The organism is Sessilibacter sp. MAH1 (assembly GCF_054658315.1).
This window is the reverse complement of sequence record NZ_BAAGIC010000001.1, coordinates 319,209-345,062: the sequence shown is the minus strand read 5'-3', so window position 1 is coordinate 345,062 and position 25,854 is coordinate 319,209. Positions and strand designations below refer to the sequence as shown.

Annotated in this window: 23 protein-coding genes and 1 other RNA gene; 17 read left to right on the top strand and 7 right to left on the bottom strand. The window is 45.1% G+C overall.

Annotated elements, in window-relative coordinates:
* Position 1 precedes the first annotated feature (1 nt).
* Positions 2 to 904, bottom strand: a complete 903-nt coding sequence (locus tag ACYQ28_RS01425) for a DMT family transporter (RefSeq protein ID WP_460047540.1) — start codon at positions 902 to 904, stop codon at positions 2 to 4.
* Between the two features lie 197 nt (positions 905 to 1,101).
* Here ACYQ28_RS01425 and smpB point away from each other — a divergent pair, with 197 nt between their 5' ends.
* Complete coding sequence (gene smpB / locus ACYQ28_RS01420) at positions 1,102 to 1,581, top strand: SsrA-binding protein SmpB (protein ID WP_460047538.1); 480 nt, start codon at positions 1,102 to 1,104, stop codon at positions 1,579 to 1,581.
* A gap of 103 nt (positions 1,582 to 1,684) precedes the next feature.
* Positions 1,685 to 2,167, top strand: coding sequence for a hypothetical protein (locus ACYQ28_RS01415; protein ID WP_460164683.1), 483 nt, complete (start codon positions 1,685 to 1,687; stop codon positions 2,165 to 2,167).
* 36 nt (positions 2,168 to 2,203) lie between these two features.
* Here ACYQ28_RS01415 and ACYQ28_RS01410 read toward each other — a convergent pair whose 3' ends face one another.
* On the bottom strand, positions 2,204 to 2,428 hold the full coding sequence (locus tag ACYQ28_RS01410) for a hypothetical protein (protein ID WP_460047535.1): 225 nt from the start codon (positions 2,426 to 2,428) through the stop codon (positions 2,204 to 2,206).
* A gap of 772 nt (positions 2,429 to 3,200) precedes the next feature.
* Here ACYQ28_RS01410 and ACYQ28_RS01405 point away from each other — a divergent pair.
* Genes ACYQ28_RS01405 through ACYQ28_RS01395 form a run of 3 tightly spaced genes read left to right on the top strand, consistent with a single transcriptional unit; the run spans position 3,201 to position 6,242 of the window.
* The gene (locus ACYQ28_RS01405; protein ID WP_460047533.1) at positions 3,201 to 4,364 is read left to right on the top strand and encodes a hypothetical protein; all 1,164 of its coding nucleotides are present in this window, start codon (positions 3,201 to 3,203) and stop codon (positions 4,362 to 4,364) included.
* Positions 4,324 to 5,307, top strand: a complete 984-nt coding sequence (locus ACYQ28_RS01400) for a hypothetical protein (protein ID WP_460047531.1) — start codon at positions 4,324 to 4,326, stop codon at positions 5,305 to 5,307. Before ACYQ28_RS01405 ends, ACYQ28_RS01400 begins: the two co-directional genes overlap by 41 nt.
* Positions 5,304 to 6,242, top strand: coding sequence for a hypothetical protein (locus ACYQ28_RS01395; RefSeq protein WP_460047529.1), 939 nt, complete (start codon positions 5,304 to 5,306; stop codon positions 6,240 to 6,242). Before ACYQ28_RS01400 ends, ACYQ28_RS01395 begins: the two co-directional genes overlap by 4 nt.
* 104 nt (positions 6,243 to 6,346) lie before the next feature.
* On the opposite strand, the gene ACYQ28_RS01390 is transcribed toward ACYQ28_RS01395, so the two are convergent.
* Entirely contained in the window at positions 6,347 to 6,616 is a 270-nt protein-coding gene (locus ACYQ28_RS01390; protein WP_460047527.1) for a hypothetical protein, read from the bottom strand.
* Between the two features lie 717 nt (positions 6,617 to 7,333).
* Between ACYQ28_RS01390 and ssrA the strand changes: the two genes are divergently transcribed.
* The 7 genes from ssrA (at position 7,334) to ACYQ28_RS01355 (ending at position 15,970) form a co-directional block, all read left to right on the top strand.
* Positions 7,334 to 7,728, top strand: a transfer-messenger RNA (tmRNA) gene (gene ssrA / locus ACYQ28_RS01385).
* Positions 7,729 to 8,015: 287 nt separating this feature from the next.
* On the top strand, positions 8,016 to 8,225 hold the full coding sequence (locus ACYQ28_RS01380) for a helix-turn-helix domain-containing protein (RefSeq protein WP_460047525.1): 210 nt from the start codon (positions 8,016 to 8,018) through the stop codon (positions 8,223 to 8,225).
* A 17-nt stretch (positions 8,226 to 8,242) separates the two neighbouring features.
* Complete coding sequence (locus ACYQ28_RS01375; protein WP_460047523.1) at positions 8,243 to 10,480, top strand: type I restriction-modification system subunit M; 2,238 nt, start codon at positions 8,243 to 8,245, stop codon at positions 10,478 to 10,480.
* The gene (locus tag ACYQ28_RS01370) at positions 10,480 to 11,808 is read left to right on the top strand and encodes a restriction endonuclease subunit S (protein ID WP_460047521.1); all 1,329 of its coding nucleotides are present in this window, start codon (positions 10,480 to 10,482) and stop codon (positions 11,806 to 11,808) included. The genes ACYQ28_RS01375 and ACYQ28_RS01370 overlap by 1 nt, the downstream gene beginning before the upstream one ends.
* On the top strand, positions 11,805 to 11,945 hold the full coding sequence (locus ACYQ28_RS01365) for a hypothetical protein (RefSeq protein ID WP_460047519.1): 141 nt from the start codon (positions 11,805 to 11,807) through the stop codon (positions 11,943 to 11,945). Before ACYQ28_RS01370 ends, ACYQ28_RS01365 begins: the two co-directional genes overlap by 4 nt.
* On the top strand, positions 11,938 to 12,807 hold the full coding sequence (dinD, locus tag ACYQ28_RS01360; RefSeq protein ID WP_460047518.1) for a DNA damage-inducible protein D: 870 nt from the start codon (positions 11,938 to 11,940) through the stop codon (positions 12,805 to 12,807). The genes ACYQ28_RS01365 and dinD overlap by 8 nt, the downstream gene beginning before the upstream one ends.
* A gap of 121 nt (positions 12,808 to 12,928) precedes the next feature.
* Positions 12,929 to 15,970 (top strand): type I restriction endonuclease subunit R, encoded by a 3,042-nt coding sequence (locus ACYQ28_RS01355; protein ID WP_460047517.1) that lies wholly within the window; start codon positions 12,929 to 12,931, stop codon positions 15,968 to 15,970.
* Positions 15,971 to 16,217: 247 nt separating this feature from the next.
* Here the strand turns inward: ACYQ28_RS01355 and ACYQ28_RS01350 are convergent, their stop codons facing one another.
* Positions 16,218 to 17,501 carry a type II toxin-antitoxin system HipA family toxin gene (locus ACYQ28_RS01350; RefSeq protein ID WP_460047516.1) on the bottom strand — a complete coding sequence of 428 codons (1,284 nt, stop codon included), beginning with the start codon at positions 17,499 to 17,501 and terminating at the stop codon, positions 16,218 to 16,220.
* Positions 17,498 to 17,839, bottom strand: coding sequence for a helix-turn-helix domain-containing protein (locus ACYQ28_RS01345; protein WP_460047515.1), 342 nt, complete (start codon positions 17,837 to 17,839; stop codon positions 17,498 to 17,500). Before ACYQ28_RS01345 ends, ACYQ28_RS01350 begins: the two co-directional genes overlap by 4 nt.
* Positions 17,840 to 18,087: 248 nt before the next feature.
* On the opposite strand from ACYQ28_RS01345, the gene ACYQ28_RS01340 reads away from it, so the two are divergent.
* The 5 genes from ACYQ28_RS01340 to ACYQ28_RS01320 all read left to right on the top strand — a co-directional run bounded on the left by ACYQ28_RS01340 (position 18,088) and on the right by ACYQ28_RS01320 (position 23,723).
* On the top strand, positions 18,088 to 19,527 hold the full coding sequence (locus ACYQ28_RS01340; protein WP_460047514.1) for a RimK family protein: 1,440 nt from the start codon (positions 18,088 to 18,090) through the stop codon (positions 19,525 to 19,527).
* 78 nt (positions 19,528 to 19,605) lie between these two features.
* On the top strand, positions 19,606 to 20,730 hold the full coding sequence (locus ACYQ28_RS01335) for a GNAT family N-acetyltransferase/peptidase C39 family protein (RefSeq protein WP_460047512.1): 1,125 nt from the start codon (positions 19,606 to 19,608) through the stop codon (positions 20,728 to 20,730).
* 517 nt (positions 20,731 to 21,247) lie between these two features.
* Positions 21,248 to 22,153 carry a LysR family transcriptional regulator gene (locus tag ACYQ28_RS01330; RefSeq protein WP_460047510.1) on the top strand — a complete coding sequence of 302 codons (906 nt, stop codon included), beginning with the start codon at positions 21,248 to 21,250 and terminating at the stop codon, positions 22,151 to 22,153.
* A gap of 118 nt (positions 22,154 to 22,271) precedes the next feature.
* Entirely contained in the window at positions 22,272 to 22,970 is a 699-nt protein-coding gene (locus tag ACYQ28_RS01325; protein WP_460047508.1) for a pirin family protein, read from the top strand.
* Positions 22,971 to 22,976: 6 nt separating this feature from the next.
* Positions 22,977 to 23,723, top strand: a complete 747-nt coding sequence (locus ACYQ28_RS01320; protein ID WP_460047507.1) for a sulfite exporter TauE/SafE family protein — start codon at positions 22,977 to 22,979, stop codon at positions 23,721 to 23,723.
* Between the two features lie 140 nt (positions 23,724 to 23,863).
* Here the strand turns inward: ACYQ28_RS01320 and ACYQ28_RS01315 are convergent, their stop codons facing one another.
* Positions 23,864 to 24,403, bottom strand: a complete 540-nt coding sequence (locus tag ACYQ28_RS01315) for a condensin complex protein MksE (RefSeq protein WP_460047505.1) — start codon at positions 24,401 to 24,403, stop codon at positions 23,864 to 23,866.
* A gap of 17 nt (positions 24,404 to 24,420) precedes the next feature.
* Complete coding sequence (locus tag ACYQ28_RS01310; protein ID WP_460047503.1) at positions 24,421 to 25,854, bottom strand: hypothetical protein; 1,434 nt, start codon at positions 25,852 to 25,854, stop codon at positions 24,421 to 24,423.

Sequence of the window (25,854 nt, the reverse complement as noted above, 5' to 3'; positions counted from 1 at the left end):
CTCAACGGCCAGAGTTCGCCGGCCGCATCACCAATACTACGCCCAACACAATCAACACAGCGCCAATAAAGAAAGCCGCGCTCAAGGTTTCGCCCAATAAAAAATACGCGTAGGTTGCGCCAAATAATGGAATAAACAGCGGAATGGTTGAGGTAATTAACGGCGGTAAAAATCGCGACGATAACGCAAAACCCAAGGTCGGCACGGCGGTAGACACCAAACCCAGAGCAATCATTAATAACACCGTGCGCGTGCTAATTTCTGCATTCAATTCACTATTCACACTGCCCGTTGCCAAGGCCACTATCACCAAACCCAAAGCGCCAAAGGCAAAAGTCATGGCAGAAACGCTGCTGGATTCTGGCGCCTTACCTTTTGCACCTAAACGCTGGTAAAAAAACGCATAAAACGCGGTAATTGCCGCCGAACCCAAGGCAAAGGTGTAACCCACAAAACGTGTTTTTGCGATGGACAGATTACTTAACTGCGGCCACGCCATAACCGCCATACCCACAAATGCCGCCGCCGCACCCACAAAATGCAAGCGCGGAATAGGCTCTTTGCATAACCATTTAATGATCAGCACAAAAATCGGTGGCGTGCACATAATCAGAGTAATTTCGGCCACCGTTGCCAATTGAAACGCGGTTGTGGCAAAGAGGTAATAACCCACAAACATCAATGCAAACACATAAGCCACAGGTTGCTTAAGCGACGCAAATAAGCGTGTGCGCGTTTGTTTAACCAATAGCAACACCGGCACAACAATGGCCGCAGCAATGAGCAAGCGGCTTGCGGTAATCACAAACGGCGAGATGGGCGGCAACAACCGCACAAACACACCGGTACCACCCCAGGTGAGTGATGTTAAGGCCGCAACCGCCAATGCTTGATTATATTTCATACTGCAAAAGCCTCTACCAATACGCTAAACCCAACAAAACCAACACGCTCAAATGCACACGCATCAGCCAAATATTTGGCTTTACAGAGACTTGCAAATAAACATTCAAAAATTACGGCAATATAATCGCGAATCACTACAAAATAACGCACAGCGCTATTTCATCCGCAGCGAATAAGCCGCTATAATCCGCCGCTATGGCAAATAATGCAAAAAAGAAAAAGTCGGGCAGCAACACCATTGCCCAAAACAGACGTGCACGTTTCGATTTTCACATAGAAGAAAAATTTGAAGCGGGCCTTGCCCTGCAAGGTTGGGAAGTAAAAAGCCTGCGCGAAGGCAAAGGCCAGTTAACCGATAGCTACGTGATCTTCAAAAACGACGAAGCATGGCTTTTGGGTTCGCAAATTCAACCCTTACTTTCGGCGTCTACCCATTTTGTAACCGACCCCAGCCGCACCCGCAAACTGCTGATGCACCGCAAAGAAATCAGCAAGCTGCAAGAAGCCACCGAGCAAAAAGGCCACACCATTGTTGCCCTATCGCTGTATTGGAAACATCACATGGTGAAGTGTGAAGTGGCCATTGCCAAGGGTAAAAAAATGCACGATAAGCGCGATACCGAAAAACAGCGCGATTGGGATCGCCAAAAATCCCGCGTGTTACGCGCCCGCTAAACCCCACACCCGCACCTGAAACCCCATCATAACCACTTAGTGATTAGAACTAACTGATGAGACTGGGTTATCTTGGACATCATCAGAACTTCCGATACACTCAATGCACAATAAAAATGTGTTGGGTGTTCTCATGACCGCTGGTAAAAAATATCGTTTCGCTTCTGTTTTGCTCTTAAGCGTTTTGTCTTACTCATTTAACGCAACTGCCGCAGACGAAAACAAACAAAATAACGCCGCCGGTGCTGCCCTACAAACCTGTAGAGTTATTCACACAGATGCAGAGCGCCTAGAATGCTACGACCGAGTGGCAAAACAATTTGCGCCGCCTACCTACAAAGGCAAACTCAGTTCCGTTACCGATCTGTTTAAACTCGACGCACCACATCGTTTACGCTACCGAAGCTACGGTTTTATTTTTGTGCTGTATGTGCTCGATGCCGATAAAAATATCGTACAAAACATACACCTTGGTGGCACCGGCGAAGACGAATACATTATTGAAGCACCAGGCACCTATTCGTTACAAATCGACGGCAGCGCCGGATGGGAAATTTGGTTAGAGCCTTTGGATACGCCTAACTAAACACATAGCGTTTAGCTGAAGAATTCACGAAAAGAATTACAAACTCAAAGATTCGTAGCTCAGGGAATTAGCTGCGAATTTTTGTTTTTGAATGTATAAATCTCGCAGTTCTCGTTCTGCATCTTCGTAAGTAAGCAATAAATCTTGAATCTCAGCACCATCAGATAGAGTCTCAGACCTTAACAGCCCTTCTAAATAAGCAATTTCCTTCTTTACTGCTTGCAAAGACATCAACACAGTGGCAATTGAAATACTATCCATGTTCTTTTCTCTTTTGAGCCTGAGCATTTGTAGCCAATATCAACAACGGTAACTGATTTAAATTGTTAATAAATTGAAAATCGCATTTTAAATTTTTGTTGTCAGATTAAATCATGGATGAGTTAATCAGAGGCACCTATAAGATTCCTAACCACGAGAATAGGTCACAATAAATCATTTACCATTAATTACTACTTTTGGGATTTTTAGCCGTAAAAAATGACAAAACTTACACATCACAAAAAAACACAAACAATGTTATTAAAAATACTCACATTCAGTTAAATCTCTAGCAACACATTTTTAGAAAACACTTTAATTTAGAGAACACGTTAAATTAATCAAAAAATTATTAGGCAATAAAATACCTCAGCCTGAGATTCTTCTAAAAAACGAACTCACTATTTAAATTAGAAAAAGACATTTTCTTTTGCAATTATCTAATTACTCTAAAAGTGATTTTTATGTCTGTTTTTTTGATGGATGTTTTTTAGGTTGGTTGTTGGATTTTAAAATGGCTTTTAGATGGGTTAAATTCGGCTTTTGGAATGCTTTAGTAATTTTCTAACACTTTGGTTTTAACCAATTTTGTAAAATAAATATTAACACTGTGTGGTGAGAAATAAGTCACGTTTTAAAATTCTATAAAAATTAAAATCGCGCAAATTCCGCTTCTGGTTGCAAAGGTTTTATTTCATTTTTCATTCTATAAGCACGCTTAATTATTTTATAAATCTGTTCCTCATCAAACTTTTACTAAAGGGATTTTCGCATGAAGTTAATACCCCGAGGGCAATATCTACAACTCAATACTCCCGGTATTGGCAAAGACGTGGTTTTTGCGCCCAATGTTCAAGAGCACGCCAAAGTTTTAATGAAAGCGGCTAATCGCGGCTACTACTATCCGTTGATGGCCATCAAACAGCTTAATGCGTTAGCGACCGGGTTAACCGGTAAACACAACGTATTTATTCCCAACGTAATTGATTTTAAAGCCAACAGCTTCCACAAGGTTGTGGTATTTGTGCCCGGCATTGCCGCTACTGTAGAAAAACGCTCCGACAAAATGCTGGTTATTACCGACTTAACACTGAGTAGCGAATACGAGAGTATTGCTAAGGGGAATCTACAGAAACCCGGTGTGTATAGCGTTGTAAAAAAGGGAGAGACAGAGATTGAAGTCAAATTTAGAAACAATGGGCGAATTTTGTCTAAAGACGGCAGGCAGGTGGTGATCTCTAGTACGAACTACGAGAGTCCTCGAAAAGCCGCGGAGGAAGCACTTGAGCGCTTAGATGATATATTTGGTGGTAACTCCTCCTTAAAATGTGATTTTGATCTACTCTATTCACCCTTGGGTGACAAACTGAATGGCATGCGCAATTATAACCCAGCAAAAGTTAATCAAACCTACGGTTTTGCTGGATTATTGGCCGATACTATGGAGCAATCTAAAAATAAAAAAGACATTGAATGGACCTCTGAACGCGGTGGTTCTGTGGTCTTAACCCAAGCCTTAATGGCCCTCGCCGCCAAGGATGTTTCGTTTAAGGACCAAAAGCATATTGTAAAAATGTGCTGGGCCACCTCTAACCCGCGGCCGGCCTACGATGCTATTATAAAATTAAAGATGATCCCGGATAAAAACCTGTTTAACAGCAACAGCCATATTCGCGCTAGCTTAAGCGCATTCAAGGGCAATTTAAAGCGGGTTAAGCGAAAAGATGACCCCTATAATTACCGCGACCTATTAAAAAGTACTGGCAACGGCGGCATGGCCTTTAATACCCTCGCCGGTGCGGGCGTTTTGGTGGCAGGCACGGCCTTATCCGGTATGCCCACCGGGGTAATTGGCGCGGCGGGTTTGGTCACGGGTGCGGTGGGCGGTATTCAATTTGCCTACAGTAAGTTTAAAGAAAGAAATCTACGGCGGTAACTTTATGTGGGACTGGTTAAAGTTTTTCCCCTATGCAGCTGTATACCCCAAGCGGAGAGAACATTTAGAAATACAGGGGCCATATTTTTCAAAACCGCGGCAGAACAAATGGTTTTTTGGGGATTCCGTTTTTTATTTTAATGCCCCTTGGGCAAACCCAATACTTAGCATTGACGGGTACGGTTCCAGTGTAAATGCCAAACATCCAAGAGGTAGGGATCTCTGCGCACCTCCTAGAATAGTACCCAACTACCGTCCCGATGCTCGCCGCTACCAGTGGCATGACACGGCATTTTACCGCAATACTTGGTACTTTGTCGGCGCTTGGTTTGTGGGCGAAAAAGCCCGTTTAGGTGCCTCCGCTGTAATACTTACTGCGCATAAAGGCTCTCTCTTTAAAGAAACCAAGTTGTTTCATCCCCGAGTATTTGAATCCGCTATAGCCAATTACTTGGATGATCTTTATGGCTACGATCGATCCGGTAAAAGACCTCATTATCGCGGCCCCTTACATTGGCGTGTATTACCCTTAAGCGACAGTATCCAAGGGGTGGTGTGCGATATACACCAGATTCATAACGGCAGTCGAGACAATCCCGACTTACGACGTTTAGTATTTTTTCCAGTCTCAACCCATCAGTTTGTGCGTATTACTTTTAATCTAGGAGGGGTTGATATTTATCATGATGAGCTAAGAGCCAAACCTATGTTGGATTTGACTGATTCAATTATCAATTCCATGCGTTTGCAGGTTGGGCCGAAGACGCAGGCAGAGTGGGATAAGGTAAAGGCGACCTGTGATGATATGTCTATTGCGAACACCTTTGGTGAACTTGCTTGGCCGTTATTCGAAGAGAAAAAATCTAGGAAAAAACCCGAGGTGGATATTACGCCCAACGATACTCCAATCGAAATATCCAAGGTTATAAACCAACACAAATGACGCACTGGTTAGACCGGTTAAAATTCTTTCCATTTGCGAAAGCCCAATATACACGGCCGGTAGTCACAGAAATACGCGGCCCGTATTTTTCAAAACCACGCCAAAACAAATGGTGCTTTGGCGATTCGGTGTTTTATTTTCATGCGCCACGAGCAAACCCAGTATTAGGTTTTGATGGCTGTGGCCGCTCTGTTGATGCCATGCACCCCAGAGGTAGAGAAGACCTCTGTGCACCTTTCAGAACAGAACCCAACTACCGTCTCGATGCTCGTCGTTACCAGTGGAGTGTGATACCGTTTTACCGCAATACTTGGTATTTTGTGGGGGCTTGGTTCACGGGAATGGAGACTCGTTTGAGTGCCTACGGTGTAATACTTACTGCGCATAAAGGCTCTCTCTTTAAAGAAAGCAGTTTGTTTCATCCCCGAGTATTCGAGTCAGCCATAGCGAATTATCTAGATGACATCTATGGCTATCGTCGTTCGGGTAAAAAGCCCGTTTATCGTGGCCCCTTACATTGGCGGGTATTCCCCCTAAGTGGCAGTATTCAAGGTGTAGCATGCGATATACACCAGATTCATAACGGCAGTCGAGACAATCCCGAGGTTGACCGCCTCGTTATTTTCCCCGTATCAACCGACCAATTTGTGTGCATTACGTTTAGCTTTGGCAGTATTGAAATATACAGGGATGAGTTAAGAGCTAAACCCATGTTGGCATTGACCGACTCGATTATCAATTCCATGCGTTTGCAGGTTGGGCCGAAGACACAGACAGAGTGGGATAAGGTAAAAGCCACCGGTGATGATATGTCTGTTACCGAAACCTTTGGTGAACTTGCTTGGCCGTTATTTGAAGAGAAAAAATCTAGGAAAAAAACCGAAGTGGATATTACGCCGATCGATACACCAAAAGTTATTGCTCAACACAAATGACACGCTGGTTAGACTGGTTAAAATTCTTTCCGTATGCAAAAACCCAATATACACGGCCCGTAGTAACCGAAATACGCGGCCCCCTACATTGGCGTGTATTACCCCTAAGTGGCAGTATTCAAGGTGTGATACAACCTACCTGAATATAAATCTTCTATAGGAAAAATCATGGTGTAATCATCCCAATTAAGATTACCGTCAATTAATTGATAGCCTAAAAAACGAGCCTCGGATTTGTATTTTTCGTAATCTGGGTGGCCATTAGAAAAAATAAAAGGTGCGAAATCGATAATCTGTATATGACCATCATTAAACATAATCTCAAGAATATGAGATTTTTTATGAACAACCTTATCGATTAATAATTCCGGCATTTTTACCCTTTAAAAAATTATTTTTTTCAGTTACACACAAATTATTTCTTATTTTAGCAAATCACCTAAAGAGCCCACCTCATTAACAGACACGCCGTAAATATGTCCCTGTAGGCTCGCTTGCAGCATCCCTGCTGCAAACGGCCTGTTAATCAGGCGGAGGCTTTTTTGAGTGAATGCGTTTCTTCGATTTTAAATTTTGTTTCTGATTTTTTAAAGAAACACGACAACGTTAAACAGATACATTAATTTAAAATCTGCGCGCGAAAAATTATTGCATGCAATAATTTTAAAAAACGCGTCTGAATATTCACAATCAGTTCTCGTGCGTCTGCTTTTAGTTTAAACCTGCAAACTAACGCTTTAATTCTAGGAGCCTCTGATTAACTCATCCATGATTTAATCAGAGGACAGAAATTGAAAATGCGATTTCCAATTTCTTCACAATTTCAATCACTTACAGTTCTTGAAATTGACGACACATCCTTGTGTCGCGAGAAACTCTAGGTTAATCAGAGTTTCCTCTACAATTTAATCATCATTATTCATTTACCTTCTTTTTTGTGAAGGACAAAAAGCAGTACGATAAAAAGATTAAAACCCCCACCAATAAACACACGTCCCTTGGCAATACTCAGTTTCTCAGTTAGTATTTCGCCCTTGCTCGGTGGAGCAATACTAAGTTTGGAGCCATCCAAGCCCTGATTACCCGAATTCGGGGGCGATTAGGATTCGACGACGGTGACAAAACTTTGAGTGCATGTGGTGATGACAGCCAATCACCTTAATCCAAAGCTGTACATTAATAGTTGCAAACGATGACAACTACGGTGCTCAACTAGCTGCTTAATTGCAGCCTAATTGATGTACCTTCTAGCCGCCACGGCCGCTAGCGGTTGCTAACAAGATGCCCGTATCGCGTTAGTAACTGTCATATAGAATGGGATCGCAGCAAAGCATGCTTGGGGCGGCGCTGTTAAATAATTACCAAGATCGCATCACTCGCCCTGCCCGTTGGGCCGCTTGGTGCTAAATCAATAAACGGACCTAAACATGTAGAGCTTAAAGCGGCGCGCTGGCGGACGCGGGTTCAAATCCCGCCGCCTCCACCAAATAAATAACCCTGCCATCGCAAGATGGTAGGGTTTTTTATTGCCTGAAAGTCGGTGTTTTTAATGCTCAAATGCCTTGATCTCGAATATCTGGAGTTCACCAAAGTAAGTGAAAGCACTTTGGTACAACTTAGGGAACTATTGCCACTCTTTACCACATTTTAGATCCATGCCTTTAGCAAAGCACGCAGAACACTCCTAAATTTGGCATAATCATTTAGTGCGCAATTGGGTAGGCTGACAACAATTTTAAACGACTTTAGTATTTTAATCGGGTGCATACCAATATGACCACCGAACCCTGGGTCACTGCCCTCGACGTAGCCCAACACCTGGGCATCGCCAAAGATACCGTCTACCGCTGGCGCGAACGCAAAGGTCTGCCCGCTCATAAAATCGGCCGGCTGTGGAAGTTTCAGCTGTCGGAAGTGGATGAATGGGTGCGGGCAGGTGGCGCGGATGACGATGTAACCAACAACAGCAACACGATTGAATAAATGATTAGGATTATCGAATGCAAAACGCACCACACCAAAACCTGGTCGGGTTTATCTGGAACATCGCCAACAAACTGCGCGGCCCTTATCGCCCACCCCAATACCGCCGGGTGATGCTGCCCTTAATCGTATTACGTCGCTTCGATCTGGTACTGGCCGAAAACAAGCAAAAAGTGCTGGATGAAAAAAAACGCTTGGAAGATAAAGGCATCACCGGCCCCGCGTTGGAAAAAGCTCTGTCGCGTATAGCCGCCAATGACCGCAAGCAGGAGCTGTTCAACACCAGCGGTTTTACCTTTGAAAAACTGTTGGGTGATGCACCCAATATCGCCGGCAACCTGATTGCCTACATTCAGGGCTTCTCGCCGCGCGCCCGCGATATTTTTGACAAGTTTGAATTCGAAACCGAAATCGCCAAGCTTGACGAAGCCAACCGATTATTTTTGATCATTAAAGAATTCTGCTCACCCACTATCGACCTTTCGCCCAACAGCCTCAGCAACTTGCAAATGGGTTACTTGTTTGAAGAGCTGGTGCGCAAATTTAACGAGCAGGCCAACGAAGAAGCCGGGGATCACTTCACCCCGCGTGAAGTCATCCGCCTGATGGTGCAACTGCTGTTTACCGGTGAAGACGGCATTTACGAGAAAGGCATTTACCGCAGCGTGTACGACCCAACGGCAGGTACTGGCGGTATGCTGTCTGAATCGGAAAAATTTATTTGTGGCGATGGCATCAGTGCAGGCTTAAACCCCGATGCCCATATCGAACTCTTCGGCCAGGAGTACAACCCTGAGTCTTACGCCATTTGCTGCGCTGACTTGTTGATAAAAGACGAACCCATTAACAACCTGATTTACGGCGATACTCTCGGCATTAAAGACGCCAAAAACAAAACCAACGGCTTTGTTGCACATGACGGCCACCCGGATAAAAAATTCCATTACATGCTGGCCAACCCGCCCTTTGGCGTGGAGTGGAAACCCGAAGAAGACTTTGTGCGTGAGGAATACAACAACCTCGGCTTTAACGGCCGTTTTGGCGCTGGCCTGCCGCGCATTAACGACGGCTCGCTGCTGTTTTTACAGCATATGATCGCCAAAATGCACCAGCCGCCGAAGATGGTTAACGATAAAAATGAAGGTGGTGATGGCTCCAAAATCGCCATCGTCTTTAACGGCTCGCCACTGTTTACTGGCGATGCCGGTTCCGGCGAATCCAATATTCGCCGCTGGATTATCGAACGCGATATGCTCGATGCCATCGTCGCGCTACCCGATCAGATGTTCTACAACACTGGCATATACACCTATGTGTGGATCGTCACCAACAAAAAGCCCGCCCACCGACAAGGTAAAGTGCAACTCATCGACGGCACCCGCCATTTCAAAAAAATGGATAAAAGCCTGGGCAATAAACGCAATGAACTGTCAGACGATCACATTAAAGAACTGGTGCGCCTGTATGCCGAATACGAACACGATGCCCAAAGCCAGGTATTAGTGGATGGCAAAAGTGAGGCCCGCGTGTGCAGCAAACTGTTTGATAACCAGGATTTCGGCTTTTTAAAAATCACTGTCGAGCGGCCGCTGCGCTTGAACTTTCAGGTGAGTGCCGAGCGCATTGCCAAGCTGGATGAGCAAAAAGCCTTTAGCAATTTAGCCACCAGCAAAAAGCGCAAAAACGAAGCCGCCTATGCGGCCGAAGTGGCAGCCGGTGAGGCGCTGCAAGCAGCGATTAAAACCCTGCTCGAACAGATGAATGGCGAAACCCTGTATAAAAACCGAACCCAATTTGAAAACCTTTTAAATAAGGCCCTAAAAAAAGCGGAACTCAAACTCGGCGCACCGGTGAAAAAAGCGATTTTAGCCGCACTCAGCGAGCGTGATAAAACTGCCGATATTTGTACCGATGCCAAAGGCAACCCGGAAGCCGATAGCGAGCTACGCGATACCGAAATTGTCAGCCTACCCGCCAATATCGCCCTACCGTTGCCGCTGGGTTTTGATAACGAAACCGGCCACGATCAGTTATTGGCCTTGGTGAAAGATCACTGCGAGGATTACCTCAAAGCCGAAGTGCTGCCCCATGTGCCGGATGCCTGGATAGACCACAGCAAAACCAAAGTGGGTTACGAAATTCCGCTAACGCGGCATTTTTATGTGTACCAGCCACCACGCCCATTGGATGTGATTGCCGGTGAAATCAGCCAGCTGGAAAAAGAGATTGTGGCTATGCTGGGTGAGGTGGTTTGATGGGTTCTTACAGTACCTACTCTAGCTACAAGCCTTCGTGCCTTGAATGGCTTGGTGATATACCTACGACTTGGAAAACGACAAGGGTTAAGTTTCTGGGCGATCTGATTTTAGGGCTTACTTACTCGCCAGATGACGTTGTTCGCGATGAAGGGTCACTAGTCCTGAGGTCATCTAACATTCAAAATGGAAAATTGGATTTAGCTGATCGTGTCTATGTAAATAGAGACATTCCCAAGAAAATCGTAACTAGAAAAAATGACATCCTTATATGCTCACGAAACGGAAGTAGAGCCCTAATTGGTAAGTGTGCATTGCTAACTGAAGAAGTAGAAGGACAGGCATTCGGCGCATTCATGACAGTGCTTCGTTCAGAGTATGCCTCATTTCTGTATTACGTTTTAAACTCGTCGTTATTCAATTTTCAGTCAGGTCGTTTTTTAACATCAACTATTAACCAGTTAACAACACAAACATTAGGCGATTTCGAAATTGCGCTTCCTCCTATAGAAGAACAACAAACCATCGCCCGTTTCCTCGATTTCAAAACCGCACAAATCGATGCGCTGATCGCCAAGAAAAAAGCCCTGCTCGACAAACTCGCTGAAAAGCGCACCGCCCTGATCAGCCACACCGTCACCAAGGGGCTTGATCCCACCGTGCCGATGAAAGATTCGGGGGTGGAATGGCTGGGGGAAATTCCGGAGCATTGGGATGCGAAGCGGCTGAAGTTTACTGTCTCGATATTTGGCGGCGGAACACCGAATACTGGCAAGCCCGAATATTGGAATGGCGATATTCCTTGGGTATCTCCTAAAGACATGAAGCTGGACTTTATCGCTACAACCGAAGATTACTTGACCGAGATTGGCGTTGCAGAAAGTGCGACGAAAATAGTGCCTGTAGATTCAGTATTGATCGTTGTCAGGTCTGGGATTTTGCGGCACACCATTCCGGTGGCCAGAAACACTGTTGAAGTCTCTCTCAACCAAGACATGAAGGCGCTGGTTACAGATGAGAAACTACGCCCAGGATTTTTACACTGGTTGATCAACGGGCTGCAAAACGGACTTTTACCAATTTGGAGCAAACAAGGCTGCACTGTCGAAAGCATCGAAATGGATTACATGAGAAATACCGTAATTCCACTGCCCCCCGTTATTGAGCAAGATGCGATCATCGAGGAAATATCAAAACTAACCGCATCGGTTAACACTCAAATCGACAAGGTATCGAGTGTTATTACAGCACTGAGTGAATACCGTTCCGCTCTAATCACCAACGCCGTCACAGGCAAGATTGATGTGCGTGACTGGGAGGCGGCATGAGCGAGTCAACCGTCACGGGTAAGGCCGCTCCTGCGCATCCCTGCGCCCGCGGCATTTGGGATATCCTGCCCTTCATCAATGTGCGCGGTTTTGATGTCACCACTACTACTCCACGGAAGGAAAATACCCATGCCTAAATCACCTATTTCAAGCCAGCACCACGCCACTTTTGAAGGCATCCGCCAAACCGATGAGGCTGGAAATGAATTCTGGTCAGCAAGGCAATTAGCCAAGGTGCTGGAATACTCGCAATACCGCCACTTTTTACCGGTGATGGATAAGGCGCGGGAAGCCTGTACCAACAGTGGCCAGAAGGTGGCCGACCATATGGAGGAGTTCCTCACTATGGTCGATATCGGCTCCGGGGCCAAGAGGCAGGTCGAGGATGTGCGCTTGTCACGCTATGCCTGCTACCTGATTGTGCAAAATGGCGATCCATCAAAGGCAGTCATCGCCAACGGCCAAACCTATTTTGCCCTGCAAACCCGCCGACAAGAGCTGGAAGACAGTGCCAAATTTGCACAACTGAGCGAAGATGAAAAACGCATCGCCATTCGCAATGAACTGGCCGAGCACAATAAATACCTAGCGGCAGCGGCCAAAGATGCCGGTGTAGAAACCCCGCTGGATTACGCCATATTTCAGGATCACGGTTATAAGGGCTTGTATGGAGGGCTGGGCGCAAAAGACATTCACGCCCGCAAAGGTTTAAAAAAGAGCCAAAAAATCCTCGACCATATGGGCAGCACTGAGCTGGCAGCGAACTTGTTCCGCGCCACCCAAGCCGAAGAAAAGCTCAAACGCGATCAGGTCAGCGGCAAGCAGCAGGCCAATCAAACCCATTTTGAGGTGGGCAAGAAGGTGCGCCAGACCATTGCCGAATTAGGCGGCACCATGCCCGAAGCCCTGCCAACGCCGGAACAGAGCATCGCTCAGGTAAAAAGCAGCCAGAAGAAGCTGGAAAAAACACAAGCACCAAAAAACAAAAAGCCCCGATGACACACACCGAGGCTAGCTTGATCCGCTGCTATCTGACCTACAGCGGGCGACCGGGCACCCCCAATCCGCATGGGGCGCACTGTACTAAATCCAGCCGCCAAGAATCAACGGAAGAATGACCATGCACATAGAAAGCGACTTTGAAAACGACATTGAACAAGCTTTGATCAGCCTCGGCGGCTATAAAAAGGGCAACCCAAAAGCCTATGACCCGGAAACAGCGCTGTTCCCCGCCGATATTGTGGCCTTTGTGCAACAAACCCAGCCCAAAATCTGGACACGGCTCACGGGGCTGGATGCCGCCAAAGCCCCGGCCATGCTGATTGATAGTCTGGTGAAGGAGCTGGCGGTAAAGGGTTCGCTGGCCATTTTGCGCGAGGGCTTTAAATGCGTGGGTAAAACCGTGCGCCTCGCCTATTTTGCCCCCAATACCGGGCTGGACCCGGCCAGTACCGAGCGCTTTGCCGATAACCGCCTGACCATTATTCGGCAGGTGAATACGAAAAGCGGAGCCATTCCCGATGTGGTGCTGGCGGTGAACGGCCTGCCGGTGGCGACCCTGGAGCTGAAAAACCCGATGTCGGCCACGCGCTGGAATGTGGAGCACGCCAAGGCGCAATACCGCTTTGAGCGCGACCCTAAGGAGCTGCTGTTTGCCTTTAAACAGCGCTGTCTGGTGCACTTTGCCGTGGATACCGAGCAGGTATACATGACCACCAAACTGGAAGGCAAAGATACCTTCTTTTTGCCCTTTAACCTTGGGCATAACCATGGTGCCGGTAACCCACCGGCAGCCGGTGATGTGCGCACTGGCTATTTGTGGCGAGAAGCGCTCACCCGCGACAGCCTGATGGATATTCTGGCGCGGTTTATCCACCTCGATATCGAAGAAAAAACCGTCGTTACCGAAAAAGGCATCAAGCGCCACCGCAAAGAAACGATGATTTTCCCCCGTTACCACCAGCTGGATGCGGTGCGCGCGCTCACAAGCCATGCCCAAGCCAATGGCTCTGGCCATAATTACCTGATTCAGCATTCGGCAGGTTCCGGTAAATCCAACTCCATTGCCTGGCTGGCGCACCGCTTAAGCAGCTTGCACGATGCCTTTGATGAGAAGATATTTCATTCGGTAGTGGTCATCACCGACCGGCGCGTGCTCGACCAGCAATTGCAAGACACCATCTTCCAGTTTGAACACAAGCTGGGCGTGGTGCAGAAAATCGACGAAAACACCCAGCAGCTGGCCAAGGCGCTGGCCGATGGCGTGCCGATTATTATTTCCACCATTCAGAAATTCCCGTTTATTACCCAGGCCATTCGTACCATGGAAGCTAACGGCAAGGGCGTGGCGATCTCTACCGAAGGCAAGCGTTTTGCAGTGATTGTGGACGAAGCCCACAGCTCGCAAAGCGGTGAAACCGCAATGGAGCTGCGCAAAATTTTGAATAAAGACGGCATTGAATCGGCCATTGCAGAGCAACTGCTGGATATAGATGACGACGCACTGAGTGAGGAAGCCAAAAAAGAATTACTGCGCGAGCAACTTAAGCGCGCCAAGCAACCCAACCTCAGCTTTTTTGCCTTTACCGCCACACCCAAATTTAAAACCCTGGCGGTATTTAATGAGCCAAATCCAAAAACAGGTAAGCCACCGTTCCATCACTACAGCATGCGTCAGGCCATTGAAGAAGGCTTTATTCACGATGTTTTGGCGCACTACACCTGCTACAAGCGCTATTACAAGCTGATTCAAAAAGTAGAAGCCGACCCGGAAGTGCCGCGCCGTAAAGCAGCTCGCGCACTGGCACGCTTTGTTGAGTTTCACGATTATGAGATCGCGCAAAAGGTGGAAGTGATTGTGGAGCATTTTCGCACCCATACCCGCCATAAAATCGGTGGTCGCGCCAAAGCCATGGTGGTCACCGGCTCGCGCGAACACGCGGTGCGCTACAAACTGGGCTTTGATAAATACATCAAAGACAAAGGCTATACCGATGTGAAATCGCTGGTGGCCTTCTCCGGTGAAATTACGCTAAAAGAATATGCCGACAAAAAATTCACCGAAGTGACTATGAATAACGGCATTAAAGAATCAGAACTGCCGGAGAAATTCAACACCGAGGAGTATCAGGTGTTATTAGTGGCCGAGAAATATCAAACCGGTTTTGATCAGCCACTACTGCACAGTATGTATGTAGACAAACGCCTGTCGGGCATTCAGGCGGTTCAAACCCTGTCACGCTTAAACCGTACCACACGCGGAAAAACCGATACCTTTGTGCTCGATTTCGTCAATGAGCCGGAAGATATCTACACCGCTTTTAAGCCCTATTACGAAACTACCGATAAAGGTGAAGACACCGACCCACAACAGCTCAATACATTGGCGCATACACTGGCTGGATGGAAAGTATTTACCGAGTCGGAAATCAGTGCCTGGTGTGAAATCTGGTTCCGCAATCGCTTAAACCCCACCGGTGGTGAGCACAAAAAACTGAACGGCATTCTTGATCTAGCAATCGAGCGCTACAAAGAACTGGCCGAAGAAGGTCAGGCGTTATTCAAAAGCCAGTTGGTGAGTTTCAGAAATCTGTATGGTTTTGTTTCGCAGATTATTCCGTATCAAGACTCTGACCACGAAAAGCTCTACACCTATGCGCGTTTTCTGCTCACCAAGTTGCCACGCAATCCGGATAACCGCACCGTGCAAGTAGATGATGAAGTGGAGCTGAAATACTACCGCCTGCAGAAAATCAGCGAAGGCGCGATTGATTTAAAGGTGGGTGAACCCGAAGCGCTTTACGGCCCCACTGAAGTGGGTACAGGCCAAGCCGACGAAGAAGTGCAGCTCTCGACATTAGTGGATAAATTAAACGAACGCTTCGGTACTGAGTTTACTCCTGCTGACCAATTGTTTTTTGATCAGGTGCGCGAAACCGCCGTGGCAAATGAGCAATTGCGCCAAGCTGTGATGGCCAACAGCATGGAAAACTTTGAGCCGGTATTTAACAAGCAACTTGAAAACCTGTTTATTGAGCGCATGGACGGCAACGAGGAGATTTTTGTACGCCTGATGAACGACGAGGCATTTCGGAATATCGCCGCCAGCCATTTGATGCGGGCGGTGTATCAGCAGATTCGCACTTCGGACAAAAACGTGTGAGCCATTGAGGTGTTGCCTCTACCCGCAGCACTCCGCACCGGCCTGCACCACCCTCGTAAGCTGGTTTTGCTATAAGCCGCATACGCCACCAATAAACAAACCCTGCCATCGCACGATGGTGGGGTTTTTATTGGCCGAAAGCCGTTGTTTTTAATGCTCACACGTCTTGAATTCACCAAAGGTGCCGATTGTTCGCAAAGGAGAGCCACGGATGAGTCAAATAAATACTCATAGCCCCAAATTTGAATTAACTTCCTATATGAAATTTTATTCTAAAATCCTCGTGCAGGTGGCTCCAGTGCTCTTTGAGTTTTTGTTTGTGTGTTTCATTTATGGGAAGGTCTTTGATTGCGTCTTGCCATAGGTTTCGGGCTTTTTCTACAACATCATTTAAATGTGGTTTAATTGCTCGCCAAGGAATATTGGCGTGCTCGGCCCATGATTGAAAATGCGTAAGAGAGACGTTATACCAGTCTTTGGTTTTTCCTAAATTAAGCGCAAGGTTTTGTTCGTTATTGATGTATACGTTTGTGGTAAGAATATCGTATGCGGGTGAAAGTCTTGGGGTGATTTTATCACTATAAATTAAACTCCAATTTTTTAAGTGTGCATCGCCATTAGCCAACAAAATGTTTACGAGTAATCGTCGAGCAAATTGCTGTGCATCTGCCAAACCATTACCAGAATATTCATAAATAATACGCCCTATTTGTTCGTAGTTTGCTGCGTAATATTTTTCGTGAGGGTATTTAACCAATACTTGGGCAAAATCCTCCATGTGAATACGAGTATTATTTTCGCGATCAAATCGTTTAATCGCGAAAGCGAGTTTTTCATTCGGTAAGTTTATCTGTGGTAGGTTATCGAGTTTATTCAGCTCAACCAGTTTAATTTCTGGAATGTCTACACCCACCAATTCTGCGAGTTTCATTGCAGTGTATTCATTAAGCGGCACATCTTTATGCTTGGTAGAAGGTGTTTTTACAATCCAATCGCCCAACATATTACTTTTAGTAAGATTGTAGCGTCCATCCTGTTCTTTCATGGAGAATTTCATTTGAACACCGGCTAACGAAAATTTATTTTCCGGTGAAATTCTATCGAATTTTATAGGAAGAACTTTACCGTGAATATTCAAAATGCTCTCTGGAACATCGTTTGGTTCAACAGGTTCGACAATTAAAGCACCCGGCAGGTCTGCGCCTAAATAAGAGAGAATATGAAATTCATTATCGATGTGAACTTTAAGCTCTTGAGCTATCAGTTCTCTTAAAGATCCCTCTGGTAACAAATTAGATAAGACGGGATGCAGCTTTTGATTTCTCGCCCACTGCTCTGTCATTATTTTTTTAGCGTGCGGGAAAGTAGGATGAGTAATTAAGCTAAAAGTTGGGCGGTTTGGATCGTGCTTAAATTCGTCCGCAAAGTTCAGAATATTTCTGCCACTTTTAAAACCCACTAAATGGCCAACCAGCCTTCCGTGCAGGCTCAATTTAAGTACCTTGATTTCCTCAGCGCGGTCACCGCTCATGATTCGTCCCCTAACAAATCTTGCCATGGATCATCGGAAAGCCGTTGTTTTTTCTCCGGGCTTTCGGGCTGGTTCGCTTGTAGTGCGGGTTCTTTATCGGGTTCGTAGCTTTTTTGTTCGAGCAGCTCAATAACAGCGTTTAGCTTTTCTTTTGGTATGAGCATGAGTTCGCTATCTAGGCCCTTCGCAATTAGCTCTAAGGTATCTAATCTCGGATTTCCCTTAGATTCTAGGCGCTGATACTGCTGGCGAGATACACCTACGCGCAGCATCATGTCGTTTTGCTTAAGATTTAGCTCTAATCGCCGCTGTTTGATTTGATGAAGTATCGAATTCATAACCGTAAATACATAAGTTGCTTTTTATTGAATAAGAAACATATTAGTTGCTTTTGAGCACTTATAGCAACTTATAAGTTGTTTTTTTATGTGCCAGCTGCTTTCAATCATCAATCACATAAAAACCTTGGTCTTAGGTTAAAAAAACTTAGCTTTATTTGTGCTCTCCTGCTATGAATGCAACTTAGTTTTACGATTACACCTTTCATTAAACAACGCCCTTTTTCCTGCTAGCAAGGACTCCTTTTGTGCTAAAAACCCTGTTTGTTGTTGATAACAACGATGATTCACCGTTTCCTGAAACGTCTATTAGTTTTGATGATTATCTGCGTGATTACCCGAAGATTGGCGAGCCAAAAACTCGCGTGGTGAATTTGTGCGATACTTCGCGTTATTTAAGCAAAGGCTATTATTGTTCGCTGCTGGCAGAGGCTCGTCACCACGGTGCCATTCCGAGTGTGAAAACCATTAATGCGCTGCGCGGTGAAGGGGCGATTTTGTGGCTTAAGAAGAATCAGATTAAAGACGACGACATGCCTACCGAGCAGCAGGAGTTTATCCTGTGCATGGGTAAACCACTGGATGGTCGTTACGGTTCGATTGCGGTAAAGGTTTTTAATGAATGGCCGGCGCCGTTGCTTAAGGTTACGTTACTGCCGGATTCTGGCGGTGTACGCGTTCAGGTTCAGCGTTGCAGTATAAAAGCGTTATCGCCAGAGCAACACGCGGTAATGACGCAAATTCTGGAGCTTAATGCGAATTCGTATTGGAAAAAGCAAAAAGGCGATAAGCGTGCGCGCTGGAATATGGCCATGCTTGTGAATAAAGCGGAGAAGGTGCCACCGAGTGATAAGAGCGCGCTAAACCGTTTTGTAAAAGCCGGAGCTAAGCTGGGTATTGCTGTGGATATTATCGAGGCGTACGAGCTTACGAATCTTAATCAATACGATGCGTTGTTTATTCGTGAAACCACGGCAATTAATCACCCAACTTATCAGTTAGCAAGCCGTGCCGAAGAATTGGGTTTGGTTGTAATGGACGATACCCGCTCGATTTTGCGTTGCTGCAATAAAGTGTATTTACACGATGCCTTTAATTATCAAAAAGTACCCAGCCTAAAAACCGAATTTATTTTGGATGACAGCCCGCAAACGCTGGATAACATCGAACAGGCTTTCGGGTATCCGATGGTCATCAAAATGCCGGAAGGTTCGTTTTCTAAGGGTGTGTTTAAGGTTAAATCTCGCGAAGAGCTTGAAAATACCTGCCAAACGTTGCTTAAAGACTCTGCGATTTTATTGGTGCAAGAATATCTGTTCACCGAATATGATTGGCGTATTGGCATGATTAACGGCCGAGCGTTTTATGCTTGTCGTTATTATATGGCGCGCGGCCACTGGCAAATTTATAACCATGGTTCGTCGCGAAATTTCTCCGGCGGTTTTGATGCGCTACCAACCTTTGAGGTACCACGCCCCGTGCTAAAAGCCGCGTTAAAAGCCGCCGCTGCGGTGGGTAACGGCCTTTACGGTATCGACATTAAAGAGGTGGATGGCAAAGCCTACGTGCTAGAAGTCAACGACAACCCAAGCATTGATCACAAAGTTGAAGATGCTTATTTAGGGGATGAGCTTTACATGCAAGTAATGGGTGAGTTTTTGAATCGATTGGAACAGCGTGGCCACTGAATTCGTAAAAATTTCTGGTACAGCATTAGCGATAATTTGTGGTTGGGCGACAACGTCGCCCGTAAGGCACCGATATAAATGACCAACGCAGAACATTCTTTTGCTATCAACGCGGCAACGCTTACCGATTTAAATTCGTTGATAGAATTGGAAACCGCTTGTTTTAAAACCGATCGTTTGAGCGCACGAAGCTTTAAACGTCATATTCAATCGCCCAATTCTAGCTTGCTAGTAATTCGCAATGAGGAACAAAAATGCATTGCCTACGGACTGGTGCTGTATCACCAAGGCACTCGTCTGTCACGCTTGTATTCTTTGGCCGTTAGCAGTAATTACCGCGGCCAAGGCTTGGCATTAATGTTGTTGAAGCAATTGGAATCTTTAGCGGCAAATAACGAACGTCACTATATGCGCCTTGAAGTTGCCAAACATAATCAAAAAGCCATCGACCTTTATGCGGCAAACGGTTATCGCGTGTTTGGCGAATATCAAGATTACTACGGTGATCACGACGATGCGTTGCGTATGCAAAAACGTATTCGCGCACCGCGAGAACCCGGCGTACAGCGTCATACACCTTGGTATCGGCAGTCTACCGAGTTCACCTGTGGCCCAGCGGCGTTACAAATGGCCATGGCCAGCCTTTCGCAAAACTACACCTGTACGCTTGAGAACGAACTGGATATTTGGCGAGAAGCCACAACCATATTTATGACTTCCGGCCACGGTGGTTGTCATCCTTATGGACTGGCTTTAGCGGCTAAAAAACGAGGTTTTTCTACCGATGTTTGGCTAAGCACCGACCAACCTTTGTTTATTGATGGCGTGCGTTCAGACCATAAAAAACAAATCATGGCTACGGTTCATCATCATTTTTATGAGCAGTGTTTACAGCAAAACATTAATATTCATGCCCAAGCCATCAGTTATGATGATATTGCTCACCTGATTGCTAACAAACACGCCGTATTAATTTTAGTAAGCACCTACCGTTTAGACGGTAAAAAAGCGCCTCACTGGATGGTGGTAACAGGTATTGATGATAACTGCTTGTTTGTGCACGATCCCGATCAAGATGAAGAGCACCAAACACCCTTAGATTGCCAATACATTCCCATCGCACACGATGACTTCGAGCGTATGTCGGTATTTGGTAACCAACGAATTCGGGCCGCAGTAACACTTCATTTAAATACGCATTAAATAGAACGCCGTCATAAATACGCAGATAAAATATTAAAAAGCTAATTTTAAAATTTCAAATTAGAAGAAAGAAATTTCTGATTAACCCGGATTTTTCAGCAATACATGGATGTGTTATTAATTTCAAAATTGCCAGACAATTGAATTTCGAATACGTTAAAAAATTTACGCACTTATTTTTTTAAACATTTCTCAATAACAATACAACGAATTCTTAAGAAACTACGCTGTAATCAAGATAATATCTCTCAAAAAATTTAATAAAATAACATTAAATTGATCGCAGTCATTCTTCTTAAAATAATTAAATTCCACTGCGAATTCATAGGCTATTAAAATAGAGAGCTCTAATTCACCTGGAGTTTCCTATAAATCATTCTAAGTAAACATGACGGTCAACAATCTTGTTGGCCGTTTTTGCGTATGTAAATAACCCTCAATTAACATCATTACGACCCAACTTATTTGGTATAAACTGCGGTTATATAAACTAATGAATCGAATGGGGCAGCCCCTGATGCAAAAAACCACTTTAGAACAATGGCGCATGTTTAAGGCAGTGGTCGACGCAGGTGGTTTTAATCAAGCATCCGATCAGGTACACAAAAGCCAATCAAGTATTCACACCGCCGTTAATAAACTTGAAGAAGCACTAGGCGTTAAATTATTTTATGTAGAAGGCCGCAAAACCGTTTTAACCGAAGCCGGAAAATTACTACTAAGACGCGGCGAATTTTTATTAGACGAAGTACAACGCATAGAATCGGTTGCAAAATCTTTAAGCACCGGTGTTGAATCCGAATTACGCATTGCCGTAGATGGCGCCTTTCCGCAAAAAGTAGTCTTTCAGGCTTTAGAGCGAGTCTCTGCTATTTTTCCGCAAATACGAATCGATATTTTTGACACGGTTTTATCCGGCACTAATGAGCTTATTGAAGAAGGCAAAGTAGATGTTGGAGTATCGCCCTTCCCAATGCCATCGGGCTTAAACGAAGAAATTTGCTTATTAGAATTTATCGCCGTAACCCATAAAGATCACCCGTTATTGCAGCTTAAACGCGAACTCAGTTACGAAGATTTAAAATCTTACCGACAAATCATCGTTCGCGATTCCGCCACACACAACAACGCAAGCTCCGGCTGGTTAGGTGCAGAACAACGCTGGACAGTAGAACAAATGCGCGCATCCATAGAATTAATTAAACAAGGCATGGGTTACGCGTGGCTGCCTAAATTATCCATATTAGAATATTTAGACTCTGGATTAGTTGTACCACTGCCCTTACTCGAAGGTAGCAAAAGAACCTGTAGCTTCTATTTAAACTACCAAGACCGCGACCAAATTGGCCCCGCAACCCGAGAATTTATGGGCGAGTTGCGCCTGCTTACTCTGGATCTACCCACATCGGAAGATATTAATTAAATCACCGCTGTTCGTTCGACTAAACCGAATAATACATACGAATAAAAGCCATTTTTCTTATCCGCCGTAATCACTAAGATTACTCCCAACTTAAATTCAATCGTTGGAAGCATTTATTATGTTTTATTATCGCCCTTCTCAAGATCGTGGTGAGGCTAGTTTTAGTTGGCTTAAGAGCAAGCATTCGTTTTCGTTCGGGAATTATTACGACCCGCAACATATGGGTATTTCGGCACTTAGGGTTATTAATGACGATTTGGTAAAACCCGGTTCGGGCTTTGATACACACGGGCATCGCGATATGGAGATTATTTCTTATGTGTTAGAAGGTGCTATTGAACACCGCGATACCTTGGGAAATGAGTTTGTGGTGCCTGCCGGAGAGGTACAGCGCATGAGTGCGGGCAGCGGAATAAAGCATTCGGAATTTAATCACTCCCAAACCGATAATTTACGCTTTTTGCAAATTTGGGTTCAACCCAACCAAAAGAATATTCAACCAAGTTACGAGCAAAAAGCCATTGAACAACACAGCCAGTTAACGCCATTGGTGACGGCGGACGGTCGAGATGGATCGTTAATGATGCATCAAGACGCAAGCCTTTTTCGATTACAATTATCCGCTGGCGAAGTTTATACCTTTAACACCCAGAGTAGACCCGGGTATTTGCATATCATTAGTGGCAAAGCCATGATTGATGGTAAAACCTGGCAAGAAGGTGACGCACTAGGCGCTTTAGGCGAAACATTCACAGTAACGGCCAACAGCGATTTAACGGCGTTATGGTTTGATTTACCACCACTTGAACAACAGTAGGTTTATTTGGACATTTACGTATTTTGGCTTTTAGCCATAGTCGGAGTAATTCTTACCGGCATATCAAAATCGGGATTTGCCGGTGGTGCCGGGGTTGTGGCCGTTCCGCTTTTATCATTGGTTATTCCGGTGCAACAGGCGGTTGCACTTATGTTGCCACTGTTATTAATTATGGACGCGCGAACGGTAGGTCTGTACAGAAAATCGGTCAATTTAAACGATATAAAAGCCATTAGTCTTGCGGCATTGTGCGGTATCGCTTTAGCTGGAACACTCATGCAAACCTTGTCTGCGGTGAGTTTACAAATAATATTGGCGTTGTTTTGTATTTTATTTGCTTTTTGGCACAACATCATTCCGCTAATTGGCAAACTACCCGGCGCCGCATACGTGTGGGGATGTGTCTCTGGCATTAGCAGTACATTACTGCACGCCGGTGGCCCGCCCATTAATATTTATTTTATTGCCAAACAAATACCTAAAACACAATGGCTGGCACAGGCTGCGGTATTTTTTGCGTTTATGAATGTTATTAAATTGGTACCCTATACGCTAAGTGGGCTTTGGAGTCGATCTTCTTTATTGTACGATTTACTGTTACTGCCAGTGGCGCTTTTAGGTGTTCAAGCAGGCTATAAAATACAAAAGCACCTGAGTGAAAAGCAATTTATGACGATTTGTAGAGTCTTGTTAGCCTGCTCTGGTTTAGGATTACTGATTAAAAGCTTTATTCATTATCACATTATTAAATAAAAAAATAACCAAGTTAAGTTCACACAAAAATTCTAAAGCTATGGGTACTATTCCTGCCATTTTCGATAACCCGTTCTTGTCTACAATAAAACGACCTAATTTAAATGGCAGGAAGTTTCTTAGCTTTTTTAACCCAGTTTTTAAATCGAACTCAACTCTTGCATCGAATCCAATAAGGCAATGCCACCGTCGCTTAACACTAAGCGATCTAAGTGGTTCCAAAAAGCGATTTTTCTGACCACAAGCACGTTTTCGATTTCTTTAATTAACGAATTTTTTAATCCCACCGCGTTCAATATATTTTGGTATTCTTCGGTCTCAGATATTTTTTCGATGTGTTCGCGGCTTAATCCGGCATTAAAATCGGTGATTACGCTAATCAACAACGGAATTTGTGTAATGCCACGGCACAATATCACCAATAAGCTCTGGATTCGCATGGCAACGTCAGAGAGCATTTCGTCTTTGCCCATTTCGTTGAGAAAAAAACAATCACCCAGTTGCTTGAGTTCGTAACCAATACAGCTGTAGAGTTGATCGTAATGAACTCGATTAATTTCTGAGGCAAGCTCATCAAATAACGGATTAGGCTCTAAGTGCTCGCCGTTGCGGATTTTTTTATTAATTAAATTACCGTTAATTAATTCACGATAAATTTTACGGCTTAATTGTATTTGCATTGCTGATTCTCTTTAACTTACGCGTGGCTTTTAGAACGTGTGCTGTAATAGCGTTTGCGATAGCGTAATCGTAAGCCCTTGTATTCAAGGGTTGCAGAGGCCGCCGGAAGTGCCAACTCTACGATGCCTTTTGCGGAAAGAAAGGGCACAGCATCCATTAGATTCTTTAGCGAATAGTCACTCAAATGCTCACACAAAAACTGATGCACACTTAAAAACGCATCGTCGTAGTTTTGTTCGTAATTAAAATCGGCCATAACGGCGAGCATTTTTTCAATGAATTTACGCTGTGCGATTTCTGCATCACTGGTTGGTTTGCCAACGCCAGAAAATTCTACTCTCGGTTTATTCAGCTCGGCTTCAAGACGAACACGCAGAATTTCATTTAAGGCAAAGCTGCCTTCAGATTTAGGCCAATTTACATTGGCAGACTGAGCGCGCAAAAAGCTTTTTAATCCACCTAACGGGCGCGCCGAAGCGAATACCGGGTGATCGGGGCGCAGCATAAAATCCCGTAATAATCCGGTTTGCTTTTCTTCAACCGCACCACGCAAGGCGTTGTAGAGTTGCTCGGTGCGGTTGTAGCGGCGACGTTCAGCTTCTGCGTATTTAACGTAACTGTCTAAACCCTTGGCAATATCGCCAATTTCACGACCCATCGCCAGAATATGAAACTGAATACGCTGCAATTTTGCAACGTGGTCGGTAAGCTTGCGCTCTTCAAACCGCGCGATAATCTTTTTTAACAACGCCATGGGGGCTGTTTCGCCAAACAGCTCGGTACGCGCGCGGCGAATATCCAAGCGCTCATCCAAAAACTGCAAGGTAGGCGTTACGTGGCGTTCGTGGATGCGCAAAATTTCGTTCAGCGCAACACGTACCTGATCGGAACGTTCTAAATCTATATAAGATTTTTCGTCAACAATTGTTGCCAGTCGCTCGGTCTGACCTTTCAGGGCTCGCACATTGGATTTCAACTTTGATGCAATGTGCTGCAAACTGGAATACACCGACGAGACCAACTCTTCAAAATTATCGTCTCCGGCGATCCACATAACTTGTGTATCGCTCACCTGCCGATAACACTCTTCGAGTTGTTTCATTAATTGATTGAGTTCGGCGGACGATAATTCCCGCAATCGCTTGCTGTCGAGGTGTTGCAGCATTTGCAAAATAAAATCTTGCAAACGAAAGCGCCCGGTACGGCGATCGGCGTAATTCAATAAACCATTACGCTCTAAATTATCAATACTGAGCGTATCAAATAATCGGCGTCTTTCGGTATCGTTAAAGCCTTTGGTGGTTGCTACCAATAACGCATCGTAGTCACTAATGGTAAATTCCAAGGCGTGGTTTTTGTAATCCGCAAGCGCGTGATCCATTAACCGGAAAAATAACGCCTTATTATTTAAGATCGCAATAATAGTTTGGTCGCTATTAACAACTGGCAT

Bases quoted from the DNA above. Each gene is read 5' to 3' on its own strand.
- ACYQ28_RS01415 (WP_460164683.1), top strand. From the start codon at position 1,685: ATGCACAATAAAAATGTGTTGGGTGTTCTCATGACCGCTGGTAAAAAA.
- ACYQ28_RS01330 (WP_460047510.1), top strand. From the start codon at position 21,248: ATGCAAAAAACCACTTTAGAACAATGGCGCATGTTTAAGGCAGTGGTC.
- ACYQ28_RS01390 (WP_460047527.1), bottom strand. From the start codon at position 6,616: ATGCCGGAATTATTAATCGATAAGGTTGTTCATAAAAAATCTCATATT.
- ACYQ28_RS01395 (WP_460047529.1), top strand. From the start codon at position 5,304: ATGACGCACTGGTTAGACCGGTTAAAATTCTTTCCATTTGCGAAAGCC.
- ACYQ28_RS01350 (WP_460047516.1), bottom strand. From the start codon at position 17,501: ATGAGCGGTGACCGCGCTGAGGAAATCAAGGTACTTAAATTGAGCCTG.
- ACYQ28_RS01425 (WP_460047540.1), bottom strand. From the start codon at position 904: ATGAAATATAATCAAGCATTGGCGGTTGCGGCCTTAACATCACTCACC.
- ACYQ28_RS01325 (WP_460047508.1), top strand. From the start codon at position 22,272: ATGTTTTATTATCGCCCTTCTCAAGATCGTGGTGAGGCTAGTTTTAGT.
- dinD (WP_460047518.1), top strand. From the start codon at position 11,938: ATGCCTAAATCACCTATTTCAAGCCAGCACCACGCCACTTTTGAAGGC.
- ACYQ28_RS01345 (WP_460047515.1), bottom strand. From the start codon at position 17,839: ATGAATTCGATACTTCATCAAATCAAACAGCGGCGATTAGAGCTAAAT.
- ACYQ28_RS01405 (WP_460047533.1), top strand. From the start codon at position 3,201: ATGAAGTTAATACCCCGAGGGCAATATCTACAACTCAATACTCCCGGT.
- ACYQ28_RS01410 (WP_460047535.1), bottom strand. From the start codon at position 2,428: ATGGATAGTATTTCAATTGCCACTGTGTTGATGTCTTTGCAAGCAGTA.
- ACYQ28_RS01315 (WP_460047505.1), bottom strand. From the start codon at position 24,403: ATGCAAATACAATTAAGCCGTAAAATTTATCGTGAATTAATTAACGGT.
- ACYQ28_RS01355 (WP_460047517.1), top strand. From the start codon at position 12,929: ATGCACATAGAAAGCGACTTTGAAAACGACATTGAACAAGCTTTGATC.
- ACYQ28_RS01365 (WP_460047519.1), top strand. From the start codon at position 11,805: ATGAGCGAGTCAACCGTCACGGGTAAGGCCGCTCCTGCGCATCCCTGC.
- ACYQ28_RS01375 (WP_460047523.1), top strand. From the start codon at position 8,243: ATGCAAAACGCACCACACCAAAACCTGGTCGGGTTTATCTGGAACATC.
- ACYQ28_RS01310 (WP_460047503.1), bottom strand. From the start codon at position 25,854: ATGCCAGTTGTTAATAGCGACCAAACTATTATTGCGATCTTAAATAAT.
- smpB (WP_460047538.1), top strand. From the start codon at position 1,102: ATGGCAAATAATGCAAAAAAGAAAAAGTCGGGCAGCAACACCATTGCC.
- ACYQ28_RS01335 (WP_460047512.1), top strand. From the start codon at position 19,606: ATGACCAACGCAGAACATTCTTTTGCTATCAACGCGGCAACGCTTACC.
- ACYQ28_RS01370 (WP_460047521.1), top strand. From the start codon at position 10,480: ATGGGTTCTTACAGTACCTACTCTAGCTACAAGCCTTCGTGCCTTGAA.
- ACYQ28_RS01380 (WP_460047525.1), top strand. From the start codon at position 8,016: ATGACCACCGAACCCTGGGTCACTGCCCTCGACGTAGCCCAACACCTG.